Below are 18,847 nucleotides of genomic sequence, written 5' to 3' on the forward strand. Positions count from 1 at the left end.
CTGTTGAAAAATGGCGTTTTAATGGCTTATTAATCAATCTCTTATTAAAAATTACGTATGAGTGATAACCGAAATATTTTGCCGGTGAATTTTCCTGCTTAGAGGAAAAGGGGGATGAAGTGAGCCGCCTGCTTGCGCTATGGTTAAAGGCAGCACATCAACTAAGGACAGCGTTATGATTCTGCACTGCGCATTTATTGGCTTTGGTAAAAGCACGACCCGCTACCACCTTCCTTACGTCCTGCATCGCAAAGACCGCTGGCACGTCGCGCATATTTATCGCCGCAGCGCCAGGCCGGAAGAACAGGCGCCGGCGTATTCCCATATCCACTTCACCAGCGACCTCGATGAAGTACTGAATGACCCGCAGGTCAAGCTGGTAGTGGTCTGCACCCATACTGATAGCCACTTCGAATACGCGAAGCGGGCGCTGGAAGCAGGGAAAAACGTACTGGTTGAAAAACCCTTCACCCCGACGCTTGCAGAGGCGAAGACCCTGTTCGCGCTGGCGAAAAGCAAAGGGTTGACGGTGACGCCTTACCAGAACCGCCGCTTCGATTCCTGTTTCCTGACCACCAAAAAGGTGATTGAAAGCGGGAAGCTCGGCGAACTGGTGGAAATTGAAAGTCATTTTGATAACTACCGACCGGTGGCGGAAACCATCCAGGGGGGACCGCAAAGCGGCGATTTCTACGGCCTCGGCGTACATACCATGGACCAGATCATTTCGCTGTTTGGTCGCCCGGATCATGTTGCCTACGATCTGCGCTCACTACGTAATAAAGCCAATCCCGATGACACGTTTGAGGCCCAACTATTTTATGGCGATCTGAAAGCGATCGTCAAAACCAGCCACCTGGTGCAGATTGACTACCCGAAATTTATCGTTCATGGGCATAAAGGCTCGTTTGTGAAATACGGTATTGACCAGCAGGAGACCAGCCTGAAGGCCAACATTATGCCGGGCGACGCGGGGTTCGGCGCTGATGATAGCGTGGGGCAACTGGTCTACATCAACGAGGCGGGCGTGGCGGTACGTGAAGAGGTGCCGCTGGAAACCGGCGACTACGGACGAGTGTATGACGCGCTGTATGACACCCTCGTTAACGGCCGGCCGAATTACGTCAAGGAATCTGAAGTTCTCACCAATATGGAGATTCTGCAGCGCGGCTTTGAACAGCCTTCTCCGGCTACTATTACCCTCGCGAAATAAGAAAATCTGGCTCCTCGTCGCTTGTTCATATTTTTTGAACAGAGGAGTCAATTTTCACCCTCTATGATCGCCGGCGGAATGGGTCCACACTTACTCCATCGAAAACATACGGGGGTGCAACATGATCTACTTACGCAAAGCTAACGAACGTGGCCACGCTAACCATGGCTGGCTGGATTCCTGGCATACTTTCTCTTTCGCCAACTACTACGACCCGAACTTTATGGGGTTCTCCGCGCTGCGCGTGATTAACGATGACGTAATCGACGCCGGCCAGGGGTTTGGCACCCATCCGCACAAAGACATGGAAATCCTGACTTATGTGCTGGAAGGCGCGGTTGAGCACCAGGACAGCATGGGTAACAAAGAGCAGGTTCCGGCTGGCGAGTTCCAGATTATGAGCGCGGGTACCGGCGTACGTCACTCTGAGTACAACCCGAGCAGCACCGACCGCCTGCGTTTGTATCAGATCTGGATTATTCCAGAAGAAACCGGCATTACGCCGCGCTACGAGCAGCGCCGCTTTGATGCCGCGCAGGGCAAACAGCTGGTACTGTCGCCAGATGCGCGCGAAGGGTCGCTGAAAGTGCATCAGGATATGGAACTGTATCGCTGGGCGCTGCTGAAAGATGAGCAGTCGGTTCACCAGATTGCCGCGGAACGTCGCGTGTGGATCCAGGTAGTGAAAGGCGAAGTGACGATTAACGGCACTAAAGCCACCACCAGCGATGGTCTGGCGATTTGGGACGAGCAGGCGATTTCGGTTCACGCCGACAGCGATAGCGAAATATTGCTGTTCGATCTGCCGCCGGTTTGATACGCGTCATCCTTCAAGCCGCATTTTTGTTGGCTCTCCTCACTCACCCCGGTCGCGTACCCTTTGTACGCTTCCGGGGATTCGTTGCGTTGCCGCCTCAATGCAACTTGAATGATTTTGCGTATTAACTCTAAATAAATCTTTTGGCCCTTTTTTCTCCGGGAAGGTTGCGCTTTGTCCGTGATAAACTGAGAAAATGTTTCCCAGTCGATCACAGTCAGGACGATGAAAAAGAAAAGACCCGTACTTCAGGATGTAGCCGATCTTGTCGGCGTGACCAAAATGACGGTCAGTCGCTATTTACGTAACCCGGAACAGGTTTCTGAGGCCCTGCGTGGCAAGATTGCCGTTGCACTCGATGAGCTGGGTTATATTCCCAATCGCGCTCCTGATATTCTCTCCAACGCCACTAGCCGCGCCATCGGCGTGCTGCTGCCATCGTTAACCAACCAGGTTTTCTCGGAAGTGCTGCGCGGCATCGAAAGCGTCACCGACGCCTTCGGTTATCAAACCATGCTGGCGCACTACGGCTATAAGCCGGAGATGGAAGAGAAGCGTCTCGAATCAATGCTCTCCTGGAATATTGACGGCCTGATCCTCACCGAACGTACCCACACGCCGCGCACGCTGAAAATGATTGAAGTCGCCGGCATCCCGGTGGTTGAGCTGATGGACAGCCAGTCGCCGTGCCTCGACATTGCCGTCGGTTTCGATAACTTCGAAGCGGCGCGGCAGATGACAGCGGCGATTATCGCCCGCGGTCACCGCCACGTTGCTTATCTCGGCGCGCGTCTGGATGAACGTACTATCATCAAACAGAAGGGGTACGAGCAGGCGATGCTCGATGCCGGCATGACGCCCTACAGCGTGATGGTGGAGCAATCCTCTTCCTACTCGTCAGGGATTGAGCTGATGCGTCAAGCGCGTCGCGAATATCCGCAGCTCGACGGCATCTTCTGCACCAACGATGACCTCGCGGTCGGCGCGGCGTTCGAGTGTCAGCGTCTGGGGCTGAAGATCCCGGACGACATGGCGATAGCCGGTTTCCACGGTCACGATATCGGTCAGGTGATGGAGCCGCGTCTCGCCAGCGTACTGACCCCGCGTGAGCGCATGGGGCGCATCGGCGCCGAGCGTCTGCTGGCGCGCATCCGCGGTGAGACGATTACCCCTAAGATGTTAGATTTAGGTTTCACATTGTCACCGGGTGGATCTATTTAAACCGACAAGTTTGAAGTAGATCACACATATTCACATCTGGCACGAATGGTTATTGCTTCTCCCTGGGTCCGGCATGACAATGTTACCGATAACAGTTACCCGTAACACTTGCCCGTAATCATTAATCAGTACGCCGCCTTCGCGCTGTATCAGTCAGCTCCGACGCGGCGTACCAGTCCAGTGGGAGGACGCTTTGAGCACGACTAACCATGATCACCACGTCTATGTCCTGATGGGCGTTTCCGGCAGTGGTAAATCCGCCGTCGCCAGCGAAGTGGCGCATCAACTGAAAGCCGCGTTTCTCGATGGCGATTTTCTGCATCCGCGCAGCAACATCACCAAGATGGCTTCCGGCGAGCCGCTGAACGACGATGATCGCACCCCGTGGCTGCAGGCGTTGAATGACGCGGCATTTGCCATGCAGCGCACCAACAAAGTTTCGCTGATCGTCTGTTCGGCGCTGAAAAAAAGCTACCGCGACATTCTGCGCAAGGGCAACCCGAACCTCTCCTTTATCTACCTGAAAGGCGACTTCGACGTGATTGAAAGCCGTCTGAAGGCGCGTAAAGGGCACTTCTTCAAAACCCAAATGTTGGTGACGCAGTTTGAAACACTGCAGGAACCAGGCGCTGACGAAAGCGATGTGCTTATCGTCGATATCGACCAGTCACTGGAAGGCGTGGTCGCCAGCACCATTGAGGTGATTAACAAAGGCAGTAACTAGTGAGTACTTTAACGCTTGTTTTAACAGCAGTCGGCTCGGTATTGCTGCTGCTGTTTTTAGTCATGAAGGCGCGTATGCACGCCTTCGTGGCTTTGATGGTGGTTTCTATTGGCGCAGGTCTCTTTTCCGGTATGCCGCTGGATAAAATCGCGGCGACGATGGAAAAAGGGATGGGCGGCACGCTGGGCTTCCTGGCGATAGTCGTCGCGCTGGGCGCGATGTTCGGTAAAATTTTGCATGAAACCGGCGCGGTCGACCAAATTGCGGTGAAAATGCTGAAGTCCTTCGGCCACAACCGCGCGCATTATGCTATTGGCCTGGCCGGCCTTATCTGCGCGCTGCCGCTGTTCTTCGAAGTGGCGATCGTGCTGCTGATTAGCGTCGCGTTCTCCATGGCGCGCCATACCGGCACTAACCTCGTGAAGCTGGTGATCCCGCTGTTCGCCGGCGTAGCCGCCGCCGCGGCATTCCTGCTGCCGGGGCCCGCGCCGATGCTGCTGGCTTCGCAGATGCACGCCGATTTCGGCTGGATGATCCTGATTGGTCTCTGCGCCGCTATTCCGGGGATGATTATCGCCGGCCCGCTGTGGGGCAACTTCATCAGCCGCTACGTTGAGCTGCATATTCCTGACGATATCAGCGAACCGCATCTCGGCGAAGGCAAAATGCCGTCCTTCGGCTTTAGTCTCTCGCTGATCCTGCTGCCGCTGGTGCTGGTCGGCCTGAAAACCATCGCCGCGCGCTTTGTGCCGGTGGGATCCACCGCCTATGAATGGTTCGAGTTTATCGGCCACCCATTCACCGCGATTCTGGTTGCCTGCCTGGTAGCGATTTACGGCCTGGCGGTACGTCAGGGGATGGCGAAAGATCGCGTGATGGAGATCTGCGGCGCGGCGCTGCAGCCGGCGGGGATTATTCTGCTGGTGATTGGCGCAGGCGGCGTCTTCAAGCAGGTACTCGTTGACTCCGGCGTCGGCCCGGCGCTCGGCGAAGCGCTGACTGGCCTGGGTCTGCCGATTGCGATTACCTGCTTCGTGCTGGCGGCTGCCGTGCGTATTATTCAGGGCTCCGCGACCGTGGCGTGTCTGACGGCGGTCGGCCTGGTGATGCCGGTCATTGAGCAACTGAACTACAGCGGCGCGCAAATGGCGGCTCTCTCCATCTGTATCGCGGGTGGTTCGATTGTGGTGAGCCACGTAAACGATGCCGGCTTCTGGCTGTTCGGTAAGTTCACCGGCGCCAGCGAAGCGCAGACGCTGAAAACCTGGACGATGATGGAAACCATCCTTGGCACCACCGGCGCCATTGTCGGGATGATTGCTTTCCAGCTGCTGAGCTAAGTAAAAATAATTTCCCCGGACGCCACCACGGTATCCGGGGGAAAAACCAGGGTAATACCGCTTACCCTGGATTCTCTTCGGTAACACGCTTTTTTCCCCTCTTTTCCACTTCCTTTTGCCGTGAATATCAGCTCTACGACAATGATCGTATTGCTCGTCAGGCCTTGCGGCACAAGGCTTTGTCCGTTTTTTTTCGCAAGCGTGAAAGCGATATTTTTCGCGCTGAATCCATAATCAGGATCAATAAAATAGCGACGGAAAATATTCCATTACGCGGGTTATTTGCCCGATAATCTTTACGCTTTTTATGACTACCAGCGACGGTAGGCGGAGTGCGGGATAAGTTGCTTTTCTGATTGGCGCGCAATCATTGATTAATTTCACTTGCGACTTTAGCTGCATTTTGTAATGTGAAGGACATCCCAGTTGGAAACTGGCCTGGCACTAACAGCACACACCTCGCAGGAATACGTTATGAAAAATGTTGGTTTTATCGGTTGGCGTGGAATGGTCGGCTCTGTTCTCATGCAACGCATGGTGGAAGAGCGTGATTTCGACGCCATTCGCCCTGTTTTCTTCTCCACCTCTCAGCTGGGTCAGCCCGCGCCGTCATTCGGCGGCAGTACCGGGGGGACGCTTCAGGATGCATTCGATCTGGAAGCGCTGAAGGCGCTGGACATTATTGTTACCTGCCAGGGCGGCGATTACACCAACGAGATTTACCCGAAGCTGCGCGAAAGCGGCTGGCAGGGGTACTGGATTGACGCGGCGTCTTCGCTGCGCATGAAAGACGATGCGATCATTATTCTCGACCCGGTTAACCAGGATGTGATTACCGCTGGCCTGAATAACGGCATTAAAACCTTCGTCGGCGGCAACTGTACGGTGAGCCTGATGCTGATGTCCCTCGGCGGCCTGTTTGCCCATGACCTGGTGGAGTGGGTCAGCGTGGCGACCTACCAGGCGGCTTCCGGCGGCGGCGCGCGCCATATGCGCGAACTGCTGAGCCAGATGGGCCAGCTGCATGGCCACGTGGCGAGCGAGCTGGCGAACCCGGCTTCCGCGATTCTCGATATCGAGCGCAAAGTGACGTCGCTGACCCGCAGCGGCGATCTGCCGGTCGATAACTTTGGCGTGCCGCTGGCGGGCAGCCTGATCCCATGGATCGACAAACAGCTTGATAACGGCCAGAGCCGCGAAGAGTGGAAAGGCCAGGCGGAGACCAACAAAATTCTCGCCACCGCGTCGCCGATCCCGGTCGATGGTCTGTGCGTGCGCGTCGGCGCGCTGCGCTGCCACAGCCAGGCGTTTACCATCAAGCTGAAGAAAGATGTTTCTATCCCGACCGTTGAGGAGCTGTTGGCCGCGCATAACCCGTGGGCCAAAGTGGTGCCAAACGATCGTGAAATCACCATGCGCGAGCTGACCCCAGCCGCGGTGACCGGCACCCTGACCACCCCGGTAGGGCGCCTGCGTAAACTGAACATGGGTCCTGAGTACCTGTCGGCCTTTACCGTCGGCGACCAGCTGCTGTGGGGCGCCGCCGAACCGTTGCGCCGCATGCTACGACAGCTGGCGTAAACGCAGGACAAACGATAAGGGGTGTGGATACACCCCTTTTTTTTGCGTAATACAAGGAGTAAACGCGGATGTTGGATTTTTCCCCACGGAGGTAACGCAGCCTTGGCTATGCTTTAAGTAAGGAGTTCCTTACCTGAAGGTGGGACGGAGCAGGAGGATGCACGTTGGTGCTGCGCCGTTCAGGTCAAAAAAGTCGCCGGTTACAGGAAAGGGCGACACTTACAACAGGATGAAAGCATGTCGAATCGAATCGATAGAGACGTGATTAATGCGCTTATTGCAGGTCATTTCGCGGATCCCTTTTCCGTGCTTGGCATGCACCGCACCGAGGCGGGGCTGGAAGTTCGCGCATTATTACCAGACGCCACCGAAGTGTGGGTTATTGAACCAAAAACCGGGCGTAAAGTCGGCAAACTCGAATGCCTCGATTCGCGCGGATTCTTTAGCGGCCTGCTGCCGCGGCGTAAAAACGCTTTTCGCTACCAGCTGGCCGTCACCTGGCACGGACAGCAAAACCTGATTGACGACCCTTACCGTTTCGGCCCGCTGCTGCAGGATGTTGACGCCTGGCTGTTGTCCGAGGGAACGCACCTGCGCCCTTACGAAACCCTGGGCGCGCACGCCGACACCATGGATGGCGTCACCGGTACGCGCTTTTCGGTTTGGGCGCCTAATGCCCGGCGGGTTTCCGTAGTGGGGCAATTTAACTACTGGGATGGTCGACGCCATCCGATGCGCCTGCGCAAAGAGTCTGGTATCTGGGAACTCTTCATCCCCGGCGCGCTTAATGGCCAGCTGTATAAATTCGAGCTGATCGATGCCCACGGCAATCTGCGCGTCAAAGCCGACCCTTACGCCTTTGAGTCGCAAATGCGCCCGGAAAGCGCGTCGCTTATCTGCGATTTGCCGCCCAAAGTCGAACAGCCGGCGGAACGCAAAGCCGCGAACCAGTTCGATGCGCCGATCTCTATCTATGAAGTGCACCTCGGTTCCTGGCGCCGCCATACCGACAATAACTTCTGGCTAAGCTACCGCGAACTGGCGGACCAACTGGTGCCCTACGCAAAATGGATGGGCTTCACCCACCTTGAACTGCTCCCGGTGAACGAACACCCGTTCGACGGCAGTTGGGGCTACCAGCCGACCGGCCTCTACGCCCCGACACGCCGCTTCGGCACCCGTGAAGATTTCCGCTATTTCATCGATGCCGCCCACGCAGCAGGCCTTAACGTGATCCTCGATTGGGTTCCGGGCCATTTCCCGGCGGATGACTTTGCGCTGGCCTCATTTGACGGCACCTCGCTGTATGAACATAGCGATCCGCGCGAAGGTTATCACCAGGACTGGAATACCCTTATCTATAACTACGGCCGCCGCGAAGTCAGCAATTACCTGGTGGGTAACGCGCTGTACTGGATCGAGCGCTTCGGCATTGACGCGCTGCGCGTCGACGCGGTGGCGTCGATGATCTACCGCGACTACAGCCGTAAAGCGGGCGAGTGGATCCCTAACGAATACGGCGGGCGGGAAAATCTCGAAGCGATCGAGTTTCTGCGTAACACCAACCGTATTCTCGGCGAGCAGACGCCAGGCGCGGTAACGATGGCGGAAGAGTCCACCGATTTTGCCGGCGTGACGCGCCCGCCCGCCGACGGCGGCCTCGGCTTCTGGTTCAAATGGAATCTCGGCTGGATGCACGACACGCTGGACTATATGAAGCTCGATCCGGTTCATCGTCGCTACCATCACGACAAAATGACCTTCGGCATGCTCTACAACTACACCGAGAACTTCGTGCTGCCGCTCTCCCACGATGAAGTGGTGCACGGCAAAAAATCGATTCTCGACCGCATGCCGGGGGACGCATGGCAGCGCTTTGCCAACCTGCGCGCCTATTACGGCTGGCTGTTCGCCTTCCCGGGCAAAAAGCTGCTGTTTATGGGCAATGAATTTGCCCAGGGCCGCGAGTGGAATCACGACGCCAGTCTCGACTGGCATCTGCTGGAGGGCGGCGACAACTGGCACCATGGCGTCCAGCGGCTGGTGCGCGACCTGAACCACACCTACCGCCACCATAAAGCGCTGCATGAACTTGATTTCGATCCCTACGGCTTCGAATGGCTGGTGGTCGACGATCATGAGCGTTCGGTATTTATCTTTGTGCGCCGCGATAAAGCCGGCAATGAGATTATCGTCGCCAGCAACTTCACCCCGGTGCCGCGCCACAACTACCGTTTCGGCATTAACCAGCCGGGACGCTGGCGCGAAGAATTGAACACTGACTCGATGCATTATCACGGCAGTAACGCCGGAAATGGCGGCGTGGTTGAGAGCGAGCCCGTCGCCAGCCATGGTCGTCAGCATTCGTTGTCGATTACCCTGCCGCCGCTGGCGACCATCTGGCTGGTACGGGAGGCCTGATGACGACGCTTGCCGCGGGAAAACCGGCGCCTTTGGGCGCCAGCTATGACGGCAAAGGGGTGAACTTCACCTTGTTTTCCGCCCACGCCGAGCGGGTGGAGCTCTGCGTGTTCGACCAGCAGGGCAACGAGCGGCGCTACGACCTACCGGCGCGCAGCGGCGACATCTGGCACGGCTGGCTGGCCGATGCGCGTCCGGGGCTACGCTACGGTTATCGGGTGCACGGGCCGTGGGATCCGGCGCAGGGGCATCGCTTCAATCCGGCCAAGCTGCTGCTCGACCCCTGCGCGCATCAGGTGGCGGGCGAACTGCTGGACGACGAGCGTTTACATGGCGGGATGCATGAAGCGGATGCCCGCGATAGCGCAGCCATCGCGCCAAAGTCGCAGGTAGTCGATCTGCATTACGACTGGCTCGGCGATAAACCGCCGCGCACGCCGTGGGGCGAAACGGTCATTTATGAAGCCCACGTCAAAGGGTTGACCTGGCTGCATCCGGAGCTGCCGGAGGCGATCCGCGGCACCTATCAGGCGCTGGGCCACCCGTTGATGATCGACTATTTCCGCCGCCTGGGTATTACCGCGCTGGAGCTGATGCCGGTAGCGCAGTTCGCCAGCGAACCCCGCCTGCAGCGGATGGGGCTGAGCAACTACTGGGGCTACAACCCGCTGGCGCTGTTTGCGCTGGAGCCGCGCTACGCCAGCCAGCCGCAGCGGGCGCTCGATGAGTTCCGCGATGCGGTGAAAGCGCTGCACGCGGCGGGTATTGAGGTGATCCTCGATATCGTGCTGAACCATAGCGCGGAAATCGATCTTGAAGGGCCGACAGTCTCCCTGCGCGGTATCGATAACCGCAGCTATTATTGGATCAGGGACGACGGCGATTATCACAACTGGACCGGCTGCGGTAACACGCTCAACCTCAGTCATCCTGGCGTGGTGGAGTATGCCCTGCAGTGCCTGCGATTTTGGGTTGATGAGTGCCACGTTGACGGTTTTCGCTTCGACCTGGCGTCGGTGATGGGGCGCACGCCGGAATTTCGTCAGGACGCGCCGCTGTTTGAGGCCATTCGCCGCGACCCGGTATTGTCGGCGCTAAAGCTGATTGCCGAACCCTGGGATATTGGCCAGGGAGGTTATCAGGTGGGGAACTTCCCGCCGCTGTTTGCCGAATGGAACGACCATTTTCGCGATACCGCGCGCCGTTTCTGGCTGCAACAAAACGTGTCGTTGGGTGACTTCGCCCAGCGCTTCGCCGCCTCCAGCGACCTCTTTGCCCGCGATGGCAAGCGGCCTGCGGCGACGATCAATTTGATCACGGCGCATGATGGCTTCACCCTACGTGATTGTGTCTGTTTCAATCAGAAACACAATCAGGCGAACGGCGAAGAGAATCGCGATGGGACTAACAATAACTACAGCAACAATCATGGTATAGAGGGATTAGAAGCCAATCTTGCCGTGATTGAGCGGCGGCGCGATAGCGTACATGCGCTCCTGACCACGCTGCTGCTGTCGCAAGGAACGCCGATGCTGCTGGCGGGCGATGAGCATGGCCATAGTCAGCACGGAAACAATAATGCGTACTGTCAGGACAATGCTTTGACCTGGCTGGACTGGCGGCGGGCAAATCACGGATTAACCGCGTTTGTCGCCGCGCTTATCCACCTGCGTCGGCGCATTCCGGCGTTAACCCGTAATCAGTGGTGGCAGGAGCAGGACGGCAACGTGAGCTGGCTCAATCAGCGCGGAGAACCGTTAAACGCCGACGAGTGGCAGCATGGCGCCGCGCGGCTGCAAATCCTGTTATCCGATCGCTGGTTGATCGCGCTGAATGCCACCGCTGAGGTGGCGGATATGGTTTTACCCGCGGGGGAGTGGCGCGCCGTTCCTCCATTCGCCGGAGAGGATAATCCGGTCATCATGGCTGTCTGGCATGGGCCCGCGCACGGAGTTTGCGTATTTCAAAGGTCATAGTCCCTGGGGGTTTTCGGCGCGTTCATGATGAATGTGCCGTGAAGCAGGGGAATCAAAAGGAGTTAATCATGGTTGGGCTTGAAAAGAACGATCCGTTGATGCTGGCGCGTCAACTTCCTCTCAAATCGGTGGCGCTGATCCTTGCTGGCGGGCGTGGTACCCGGCTTAAGGATTTAACCATTAAGCGCGCGAAGCCTGCCGTCCACTTTGGCGGTAAGTTCCGTATTATCGACTTCGCGTTATCTAACTGTCTTAACTCAGGTATTCGCCGCATCGGCGTGATTACCCAATACCAGTCGCATACCCTGGTGCAGCATATCCAGCGAGGCTGGTCTTTCTTCAGCGAAGAGATGAATGAGTTTGTCGATCTGCTACCGGCGCAGCAGCGGGTACACGGTGAAAACTGGTATCGCGGTACCGCCGATGCGGTGACGCAGAACCTCGACATTATTCGTCGCTATAAAGCTGAATATGTGGTGATTCTCGCCGGCGACCACATCTACAAACAGGATTACTCGCGCATGCTGATCGACCATGTCGAAAAAGGCGCGCGCTGCACCGTCGCCTGCATGCCGGTGCCCATCGAAGAAGCATCCGCTTTTGGCGTGATGGCGGTTGACGAAAGCGAGAAGATCATCGAGTTCGTCGAGAAACCGGCCAACCCGCCGGCGATGCCGAACGACGCCACCCGCTCGCTTGCCAGTATGGGCATCTATGTCTTTGATGCAGATTACCTTTATGAACTGCTGGCCGCTGACGACCTCGACGAAAACTCCAGCCACGACTTCGGCAAAGATATCATCCCGAAAATTACCGAAGCTGGCATGGCTTATGCACATCCTTTCCCGCTCTCCTGCGTGCAATCCGACCCGCAAGCCGAGCCGTACTGGCGCGATGTGGGTACGCTGGAAGCCTACTGGAAGGCCAACCTCGACCTGGCCTCGGTGACGCCGGAGCTGGATATGTACGACCAGCACTGGCCTATCCGTACCCACATGGAATCGCTGCCGCCGGCGAAGTTCGTCCAGGACCGCTCCGGCAGCCACGGCATGACGCTGAACTCGCTGGTTTCCGGCGGTTGCATTATCTCGGGCTCGGTGGTGGTGCAGTCGGTGCTGTTCCCGCGGGTGCGGGTGAATTCGTTTTGTAACATTGATTCGGCAGTCTTATTGCCGGATGTCTGGGTCGGGCGCTCGTGCCGCCTGCGCCGCTGCGTGATAGATCGCGCCTGCGTCATCCCGGAAGGGATGGTTATTGGGGAGAATGCGGAAGAAGATGCCAGCCGCTTCTATCGTTCAGAAGAAGGGATCGTGCTGGTTACGCGCGACATGCTGCGGAAACTGGGGCACAAACAGGAGCGATAATGCAGGTTTTACACGTATGTTCAGAGATGTTCCCGTTGTTAAAAACCGGCGGTCTGGCTGACGTTATTGGCGCGCTGCCTGCGGCGCAGATAGCAGACGGCGTGGATACCCGCGTGCTGCTGCCGGGGTATCCGGATATCCGTCGCGGGATTACCGACGCGCAGGTCGTCACCCGCCGGGATACCTTTGCCGGGCGCATCACCCTGCTGTTCGGCCATTTTAACGGCGTCGGTATCTATCTGATCGACGCGCCGCATCTCTACGATCGTCCGGGGAGCCCGTATCACGACGCCAACATGAACGCCTATACCGACAACGTGCTGCGCTTTGCGCTGCTCGGCTGGGTGGGGAGCGAAATGGCCTGCGGGCTGGATCCATTCTGGCGCCCGGAGGTGGTGCACGCTCATGACTGGCACGCGGGCCTGACGCCGGCTTACCTGGCGGCGCGCGGACGGCCGGCGAAATCGGTGTTTACGGTGCACAATCTCGCCTACCAGGGGATGTTTTACTCCTGGCATATGAATGAGATAGAGCTGCCGTGGTCGTTCTATAACATGCACGGCCTCGAATTTAACGGTCAGATCTCGTTCCTCAAAGCCGGGCTGTACTATGCCGACCATATCACGGCGGTGAGCCCAACCTACGCGCGGGAAATCACCGAACCGCAATATGCCTACGGCATGGAAGGGCTGCTGCGCCAGCGCCAGCACGAGGGCCGCTTGTCCGGCATCCTTAACGGCGTCGATGATAGTATCTGGAATCCGCAAAGCGATCTGCTGCTGGCGGCGCGCTATGACCGCGATAGTCTGGAAGAGAAAGCCGAGAATAAACGGCAGCTGCAAATCGCCATGGGGCTGAAGGTGGATGACAAAGCGCCGCTGTTCGCCGTGGTGAGCCGCCTGACCAGCCAAAAAGGGCTTGATCTGGTGCTGGAGGCGCTGCCGGGCCTGCTGGAGCAGGGCGGGCAACTGGCGCTGCTGGGCGCCGGCGATCCGGTACTGCAGGAGGGCTTCCTCGCCGCCGCCGCCGAACATCCGGGCCAGGTCGGCGTGCAGATTGGCTATCACGAGGCGTTTTCGCACCGCATCATGGGCGGCGCCGATGTGATTCTGGTTCCCAGCCGCTTTGAACCATGCGGCCTGACTCAGCTGTATGGCCTGAAATATGGCACCCTGCCGCTGGTGCGCCGCACCGGCGGTCTCGCCGATACCGTGGCCGACTGTTCGCTGGAAAACCTCGCCGACGGCGTCGCCAGCGGCTTTGTCTTTGAGGACAGTAACGCGGTGTCGTTGCTGCGAGCCATCCGGCGCACCTTTGTGTTGTGGTCGCGGCCATCGCTGTGGCGCTACGTTCAGCGTCAGGCGATGAATATGGACTTTAGCTGGCAGGTGGCGGCGAAATCCTATCGTGAACTCTATCAACGCTTGATGTAATCACAGGAGCTATGGCTATGAATGCACCCTTTAGTTATGCATCACCGACGCTGAGCGTTGAGGCGTTAAAGCATTCTATCGCGTATAAGCTGATGTTTATCATCGGCAAAGATCCGGCGATCGCCAACAAACACGAATGGCTGAACGCCACCCTGTTCGCCGTTCGCGACCGCATGGTCGAGCGCTGGCTGCGTTCAAACCGCGCCCAGCTGTCGCAGGAAGTGCGGCAGGTTTACTATCTGTCGATGGAGTTTTTGATCGGTCGCACCCTCTCTAACGCGCTGTTGTCGTTAGGGATTTATGAAGATGTGAATAATGCGCTGGCCGATATGGGGCTCGATCTGGAAGAGCTTATTGATGAAGAAAACGACCCCGGTTTAGGCAACGGCGGTTTAGGGCGCCTGGCCGCCTGCTTCCTCGATTCTCTGGCGACGCTGGGCCTGCCGGGCCGCGGCTACGGTATCCGCTACGACTATGGGATGTTCAAGCAGAACATCGTCGACGGGCGGCAGAAAGAGTCGCCGGATTACTGGCTGGAGTACGGCAACCCGTGGGAGTTCGAACGCCACAATACGCGCTATAAAGTGCGTTTCGGCGGCCGCGTGCAGCAGGAAGGGAAAAATACCCGCTGGATAGAGACCGAAGAGATTATCGCCGAAGCCTACGATCAGATTATCCCCGGTTTCGATACCGATGCCACCAACACCCTGCGGCTGTGGAGCGCGCAGGCCAGTAGCGAAATCAACCTCGGTAAATTCAACCAGGGCGACTACTTCGCGGCGGTGGAAGATAAGAACCACTCCGAGAACGTTTCGCGGGTGCTGTACCCGGATGATTCCACCTATTCCGGGCGCGAGCTGCGCCTGCGTCAGGAGTATTTCCTGGTCTCGGCGACGGTGCAGGATATCCTCAGTCGTCACTACCAGCTGCACCGCACCTACGACAATCTGGCGGCTAAAATCGCCATTCACCTCAATGACACTCATCCGGTGCTGTCGATCCCTGAGCTGATGCGTCTGCTGATCGATGAGCACAAATTTAGCTGGGATGAAGCCTTCGAGGTGACCTGCCAGGTCTTCTCCTATACCAACCATACGTTGATGAGCGAAGCGCTGGAGACCTGGCCGGTCGATATGCTGGGGAAAATCCTGCCGCGCCATCTGCAGATTATCTTCGAGATTAACGATTACTTCCTCAAGACGCTGCAGGAGCAGTATCCCAACGATACCGCGCTGCTGAGCCGTACCTCGATCATTGATGAATCCAATGGGCGCCGGGTGCGTATGGCATGGCTGGCGGTTGTCGTCAGCCATAAAGTCAACGGCGTATCCGAGCTGCATTCGCGCTTAATGGTCGAGTCGCTGTTTGCCGAGTTTGCGAAGATTTTCCCGATGCGTTTCACCAACGTCACCAACGGCGTTACGCCGCGGCGCTGGCTGGCGTTGGCAAACCCGCCGCTGTCGCAGGTGCTGGATGAGAATATTGGCCACACCTGGCGCACCGACTTAAGCCAACTAAGCGATCTGCTTCAGCATATTGATTACCCGACGGTGAACCAGGCGGTGCGCCGCGCCAAGCTTGAGAATAAGCAGCGGCTGGCGAACTATATCGCCCAGCAGTTGAACGTGGTGGTCAATCCCAAGGCGCTGTTTGATGTGCAGATCAAACGTATCCACGAATATAAACGCCAGCTGATGAATATCCTGCACGTCATCACCCGCTACAACCGGATCAAAGCCGATCCGCAGGCGGAGTGGGTGCCGCGGGTGAATATCTTCGCCGGTAAGGCCGCGTCGGCCTACTATATGGCGAAGCATATTATTCATCTGATCAACGATGTGGCGGCGGTGGTGAACAACGATCCGCAGATTGGCGATAAGCTAAAAGTGGTGTTTATCCCTAACTACAGCGTGAGCCTGGCGCAGCTGATTATCCCGGCGGCAGATCTCTCCGAGCAGATTTCGCTGGCGGGAACGGAAGCCTCCGGTACCAGTAATATGAAGTTTGCGCTCAACGGTGCATTGACCATTGGTACGCTGGATGGCGCTAACGTCGAGATGCTGGAGCACGTTGGCGAAGACAATATCTTTATCTTCGGTAATACCGCGGAACAGGTGGAAGCCCTGCGCAGCAACGGCTATAAACCGCGCGATTACTATGAGCAGGATGAGGAGCTGCATCAGGCGTTGACGCAGATTGGCACCGGCCTGTTCAGCCCGTCGGAGCCTGGCCGTTACCGCGACCTGCTGGATTCGCTGATCAACTTCGGCGACCACTACCAGGTACTGGCGGACTATCGCAGCTACGTTGATTGCCAGGATAAGGTGGACGAACTGTACCGTCATCCGGAGGAGTGGGCCAATAAAGCGATGATGAACATCGCCAATATGGGCTATTTCTCATCCGACCGCACGATCCAGGAGTACGCCAAACATATCTGGCATATCGACCCGGTTCGTTTGTAATCGGTTAAGCATCAGCAAAACGGGGCCAGTGGCCCCGTTTCTGTTTGTGTAGTAAACGTTTTATTCGGAAAAGTGCCGGGAGGGATTCAGGCTATTGCGGGAATATACTATTGACGTGAATTTGCCAGCAGTACGATAAATGCTCAAATAGTTTACGTTCATAGCCTAATAGCTATAATGTTGATGATAGCCTTTAGGCATGGGTTCCCGGTCCGCGCTTTTTTTGCTTTTGATCCTCTTCGGAAAGCTATCGTTTTATGTGCGGGCAATAAGGATGGCATGAATGAGAAACGTTTTTACAAAGAGATGATTACCCTGGCTGATAGAGAATTCAGCCAGCACCTGACTAAGGAGCGATAATGGGCACGCTAAAAGAACTCATGGCGAAACAGAGTCCTGAAAGCCAGCAGCGTATTGCAGCGAAAGCGGCAGAGATACGTCAGTCTGTCGCTTTAAACTTGCTTCGCGAAGAGTTACAAATTTCACAAACGGAGATGGCTGCGGCTATGGGGGTTAAGCAGCCAACGATCGCTAAAATGGAACAGGCTGATAACGACCCGAGGCTTTCGACCCTAAAGCGCTACATTGCGGCCTTGGGTGGGGAACTAAGTATAAATGTCACGTTGCCGACTGGAAAAAAAGTCTCGTTTAATTTGTGAATCGGTAACCCGGGTCAGGCGCAAGCCGTAGATACGGTTATTGCCCGGCGGCGCTACGCTTGCGCGGGCCTACAGACTGTAATGTAGCCCGGGCCAGGCGTCAGCCGCCGCCTGGGGTATGTCAGGACGCTAACGACAGTTCAGACTTTCCCGTATGTTGCGCCAGCCACTCGCTGATGCGCGCCTGCTGCTCGGCATTCAGCCACATACCCTGCTTGGTACGGCGCCAGATAGCGTCATCCAGGCTGCGAACCCACTCGTGTTCGACCAGGTACTTCAGCTCGGCTTCATAAAACTCGTGGCCAAAATCTTCTCCCAGATCGGCAAGCGAAGTCGCTTCGCCAAGGATCCACTCGCTGTTGCTGCCGTAGGTGCGGGCATAGTGGCGGGCCATTGATTCGCTGATAAATGCGAAGCGACGGCGCAGTTTCGCCGCGTAGTCGTCGCGGTCGCCGCCGATATCGCCGCCGGGCAGAACGGCGGTTTTGGTCCACGCCGGGCCAATCCCCTGATAATACGGCGTCAGTTTTTCCAGCGCATGTTCCGCCAGTTTGCGGTAGGTAGTAAGCTTGCCGCCGAATACCGACAGCAGCGGCGCCTGACCGTTCTCATCGTGAATATCGAGCGTATAGTCGCGGGTAATCGCCTGCGGTGAGTCGGACTCATCGTCGCACAGCGGCCGCACGCCGGAGTAAGTCCAGACGATATCGTCGCGCGACAGCGTCTTTTTAAAGTGCGCGTTGTAGACGTTCAGCAGGTAGTTGATCTCTTTATCATCGATCGCTACCTCTTTCGGATCGCCGTTGTACTCGACGTCGGTGGTGCCGATAATCGAGAACTCATCCATCCACGGGATGACAAACACGATACGTTTATCTTCATTTTGCAGGATATAGGCCTGCTTCTGGGTGTGCACGCGCGGCACCACGATATGGCTGCCTTTGATCAGACGGATGCCATAGGGCGAGCGCAGATGCATGCCTTCGTCGAAGAAATGTTTCACCCACGGGCCGGTGGCGTTAACCAGACCGCGCGCGTGCCAGGTGAATTTTTCGCCGCTATCGATATCTTCCGCTTCCACCACCCACAGACCGTTTTCGCGTTTTGCCGAGATAGCGCGGGTGCGGGTGCGAACCTCGCCGCCTTTACGTACCACCATCTGGACGTTGGCAAGAACCAGACGCGCATCGTCGACCCAGCAGTCGGAATATTCGAAACCGCGCACGATTTCCGGCTTAAGTACCGATTCCGCGCCAAAGCGCAAACCGGTCGAGCCCGGTAGGCTGGTGCGTTTGCCGAGGTGATCGTATAAAAACAGACCGATACGAATCATCCACGCCGGGCGCAGATGCGGGCGATGCGGTAAGCGGAAGCGCATCGGGAAGGCCAAATGCGGCGCCATTTTTAATAACACCTCGCGCTCCGCCAGCGCTTCGCTGACCAGGCGGAATTCGTAGTGTTCCAGGTAGCGCAGGCCGCCGTGAATCAGTTTCGAGCTGGCGCTTGAGGTGGCGCAGGCAAGGTCTCTCGCTTCCAGCATCAGCACGGATAAACCGCGCCCGGCGGCGTCTGCCGCGATACCGGCACCGTTGATGCCTCCGCCTATCACAATCAGATCTTTGATTTCCACGCT

Annotated in this window: 13 protein-coding genes and 1 pseudogene; 13 read left to right on the plus strand and 1 reads right to left on the minus strand. The window is 57.1% G+C overall.

Annotated features, from left to right (window positions below; all coding sequences use genetic code 11):
* Window positions 1-175: 175 nt before the first annotated feature.
* The 13 genes and pseudogenes from PGR79_RS13690 to PGR79_RS13750 all read left to right on the plus strand — a co-directional run bounded on the left by PGR79_RS13690 (window position 176) and on the right by PGR79_RS13750 (window position 17,214).
* A complete protein-coding gene (locus PGR79_RS13690; protein ID WP_430921869.1) occupies window positions 176-1,213 on the plus strand; it encodes an oxidoreductase in 1,038 nt (345 codons plus the stop codon).
* A gap of 121 nt (window positions 1,214-1,334) precedes the next feature.
* Window positions 1,335-2,030, plus strand: a complete 696-nt coding sequence (locus PGR79_RS13695) for a pirin family protein (protein ID WP_015369337.1) — start codon at window positions 1,335-1,337, stop codon at window positions 2,028-2,030.
* Window positions 2,031-2,255: 225 nt separating this feature from the next.
* Window positions 2,256-3,251 carry a gluconate operon transcriptional repressor GntR gene (gene gntR / locus PGR79_RS13700; RefSeq protein WP_015369338.1) on the plus strand — a complete coding sequence of 332 codons (996 nt, stop codon included), beginning with the start codon at window positions 2,256-2,258 and terminating at the stop codon, window positions 3,249-3,251.
* 193 nt (window positions 3,252-3,444) lie between these two features.
* Entirely contained in the window at window positions 3,445-3,975 is a 531-nt protein-coding gene (gene gntK, locus PGR79_RS13705; protein WP_015369339.1) for a gluconokinase, read from the plus strand.
* The gene (gene gntU / locus PGR79_RS13710) at window positions 3,975-5,315 is read left to right on the plus strand and encodes a gluconate transporter (RefSeq protein WP_015369340.1); all 1,341 of its coding nucleotides are present in this window, start codon (window positions 3,975-3,977) and stop codon (window positions 5,313-5,315) included. The genes gntK and gntU overlap by 1 nt, the downstream gene beginning before the upstream one ends.
* Window positions 5,316-5,789: 474 nt before the next feature.
* Window positions 5,790-6,896 carry an aspartate-semialdehyde dehydrogenase gene (gene asd, locus PGR79_RS13715; RefSeq protein WP_113373957.1) on the plus strand — a complete coding sequence of 369 codons (1,107 nt, stop codon included), beginning with the start codon at window positions 5,790-5,792 and terminating at the stop codon, window positions 6,894-6,896.
* A 237-nt stretch (window positions 6,897-7,133) separates the two neighbouring features.
* Complete coding sequence (glgB, locus tag PGR79_RS13720; RefSeq protein ID WP_213794140.1) at window positions 7,134-9,317, plus strand: 1,4-alpha-glucan branching enzyme; 2,184 nt, start codon at window positions 7,134-7,136, stop codon at window positions 9,315-9,317.
* A complete protein-coding gene (gene glgX / locus PGR79_RS13725; RefSeq protein ID WP_430921871.1) occupies window positions 9,317-11,293 on the plus strand; it encodes a glycogen debranching protein GlgX in 1,977 nt (658 codons plus the stop codon). Before glgB ends, glgX begins: the two co-directional genes overlap by 1 nt.
* Window positions 11,294-11,361: 68 nt before the next feature.
* Window positions 11,362-12,657, plus strand: coding sequence for a glucose-1-phosphate adenylyltransferase (glgC, locus tag PGR79_RS13730; protein ID WP_015703688.1), 1,296 nt, complete (start codon window positions 11,362-11,364; stop codon window positions 12,655-12,657).
* On the plus strand, window positions 12,657-14,090 hold the full coding sequence (gene glgA, locus PGR79_RS13735; RefSeq protein WP_045375801.1) for a glycogen synthase GlgA: 1,434 nt from the start codon (window positions 12,657-12,659) through the stop codon (window positions 14,088-14,090). Before glgC ends, glgA begins: the two co-directional genes overlap by 1 nt.
* Window positions 14,091-14,107: 17 nt before the next feature.
* Window positions 14,108-16,555 carry a glycogen phosphorylase gene (gene glgP / locus PGR79_RS13740; RefSeq protein ID WP_047047942.1) on the plus strand — a complete coding sequence of 816 codons (2,448 nt, stop codon included), beginning with the start codon at window positions 14,108-14,110 and terminating at the stop codon, window positions 16,553-16,555.
* A 198-nt stretch (window positions 16,556-16,753) separates the two neighbouring features.
* Window positions 16,754-16,915, plus strand: a pseudogene (locus PGR79_RS13745) (type II toxin-antitoxin system RelE/ParE family toxin); the annotation flags it as partial.
* Window positions 16,915-17,214 (plus strand): helix-turn-helix domain-containing protein, encoded by a 300-nt coding sequence (locus PGR79_RS13750; RefSeq protein WP_045394831.1) that lies wholly within the window; start codon window positions 16,915-16,917, stop codon window positions 17,212-17,214. The pseudogene PGR79_RS13745 and the gene PGR79_RS13750, both read left to right, overlap by 1 nt.
* A 121-nt stretch (window positions 17,215-17,335) precedes the next feature.
* On the opposite strand, the gene glpD is transcribed toward PGR79_RS13750, so the two are convergent.
* Window positions 17,336-18,844, minus strand: coding sequence for a glycerol-3-phosphate dehydrogenase (gene glpD, locus PGR79_RS13755; protein WP_430921913.1), 1,509 nt, complete (start codon window positions 18,842-18,844; stop codon window positions 17,336-17,338).
* Between the last annotated feature and the right edge of the window lie 3 nt (window positions 18,845-18,847).

Origin of the sequence: Klebsiella sp. 141161, from assembly GCF_050600815.1 — a bacterium.
Taxonomy (GTDB): Bacteria; Pseudomonadota; Gammaproteobacteria; order Enterobacterales; family Enterobacteriaceae; genus Klebsiella; species Klebsiella aerogenes.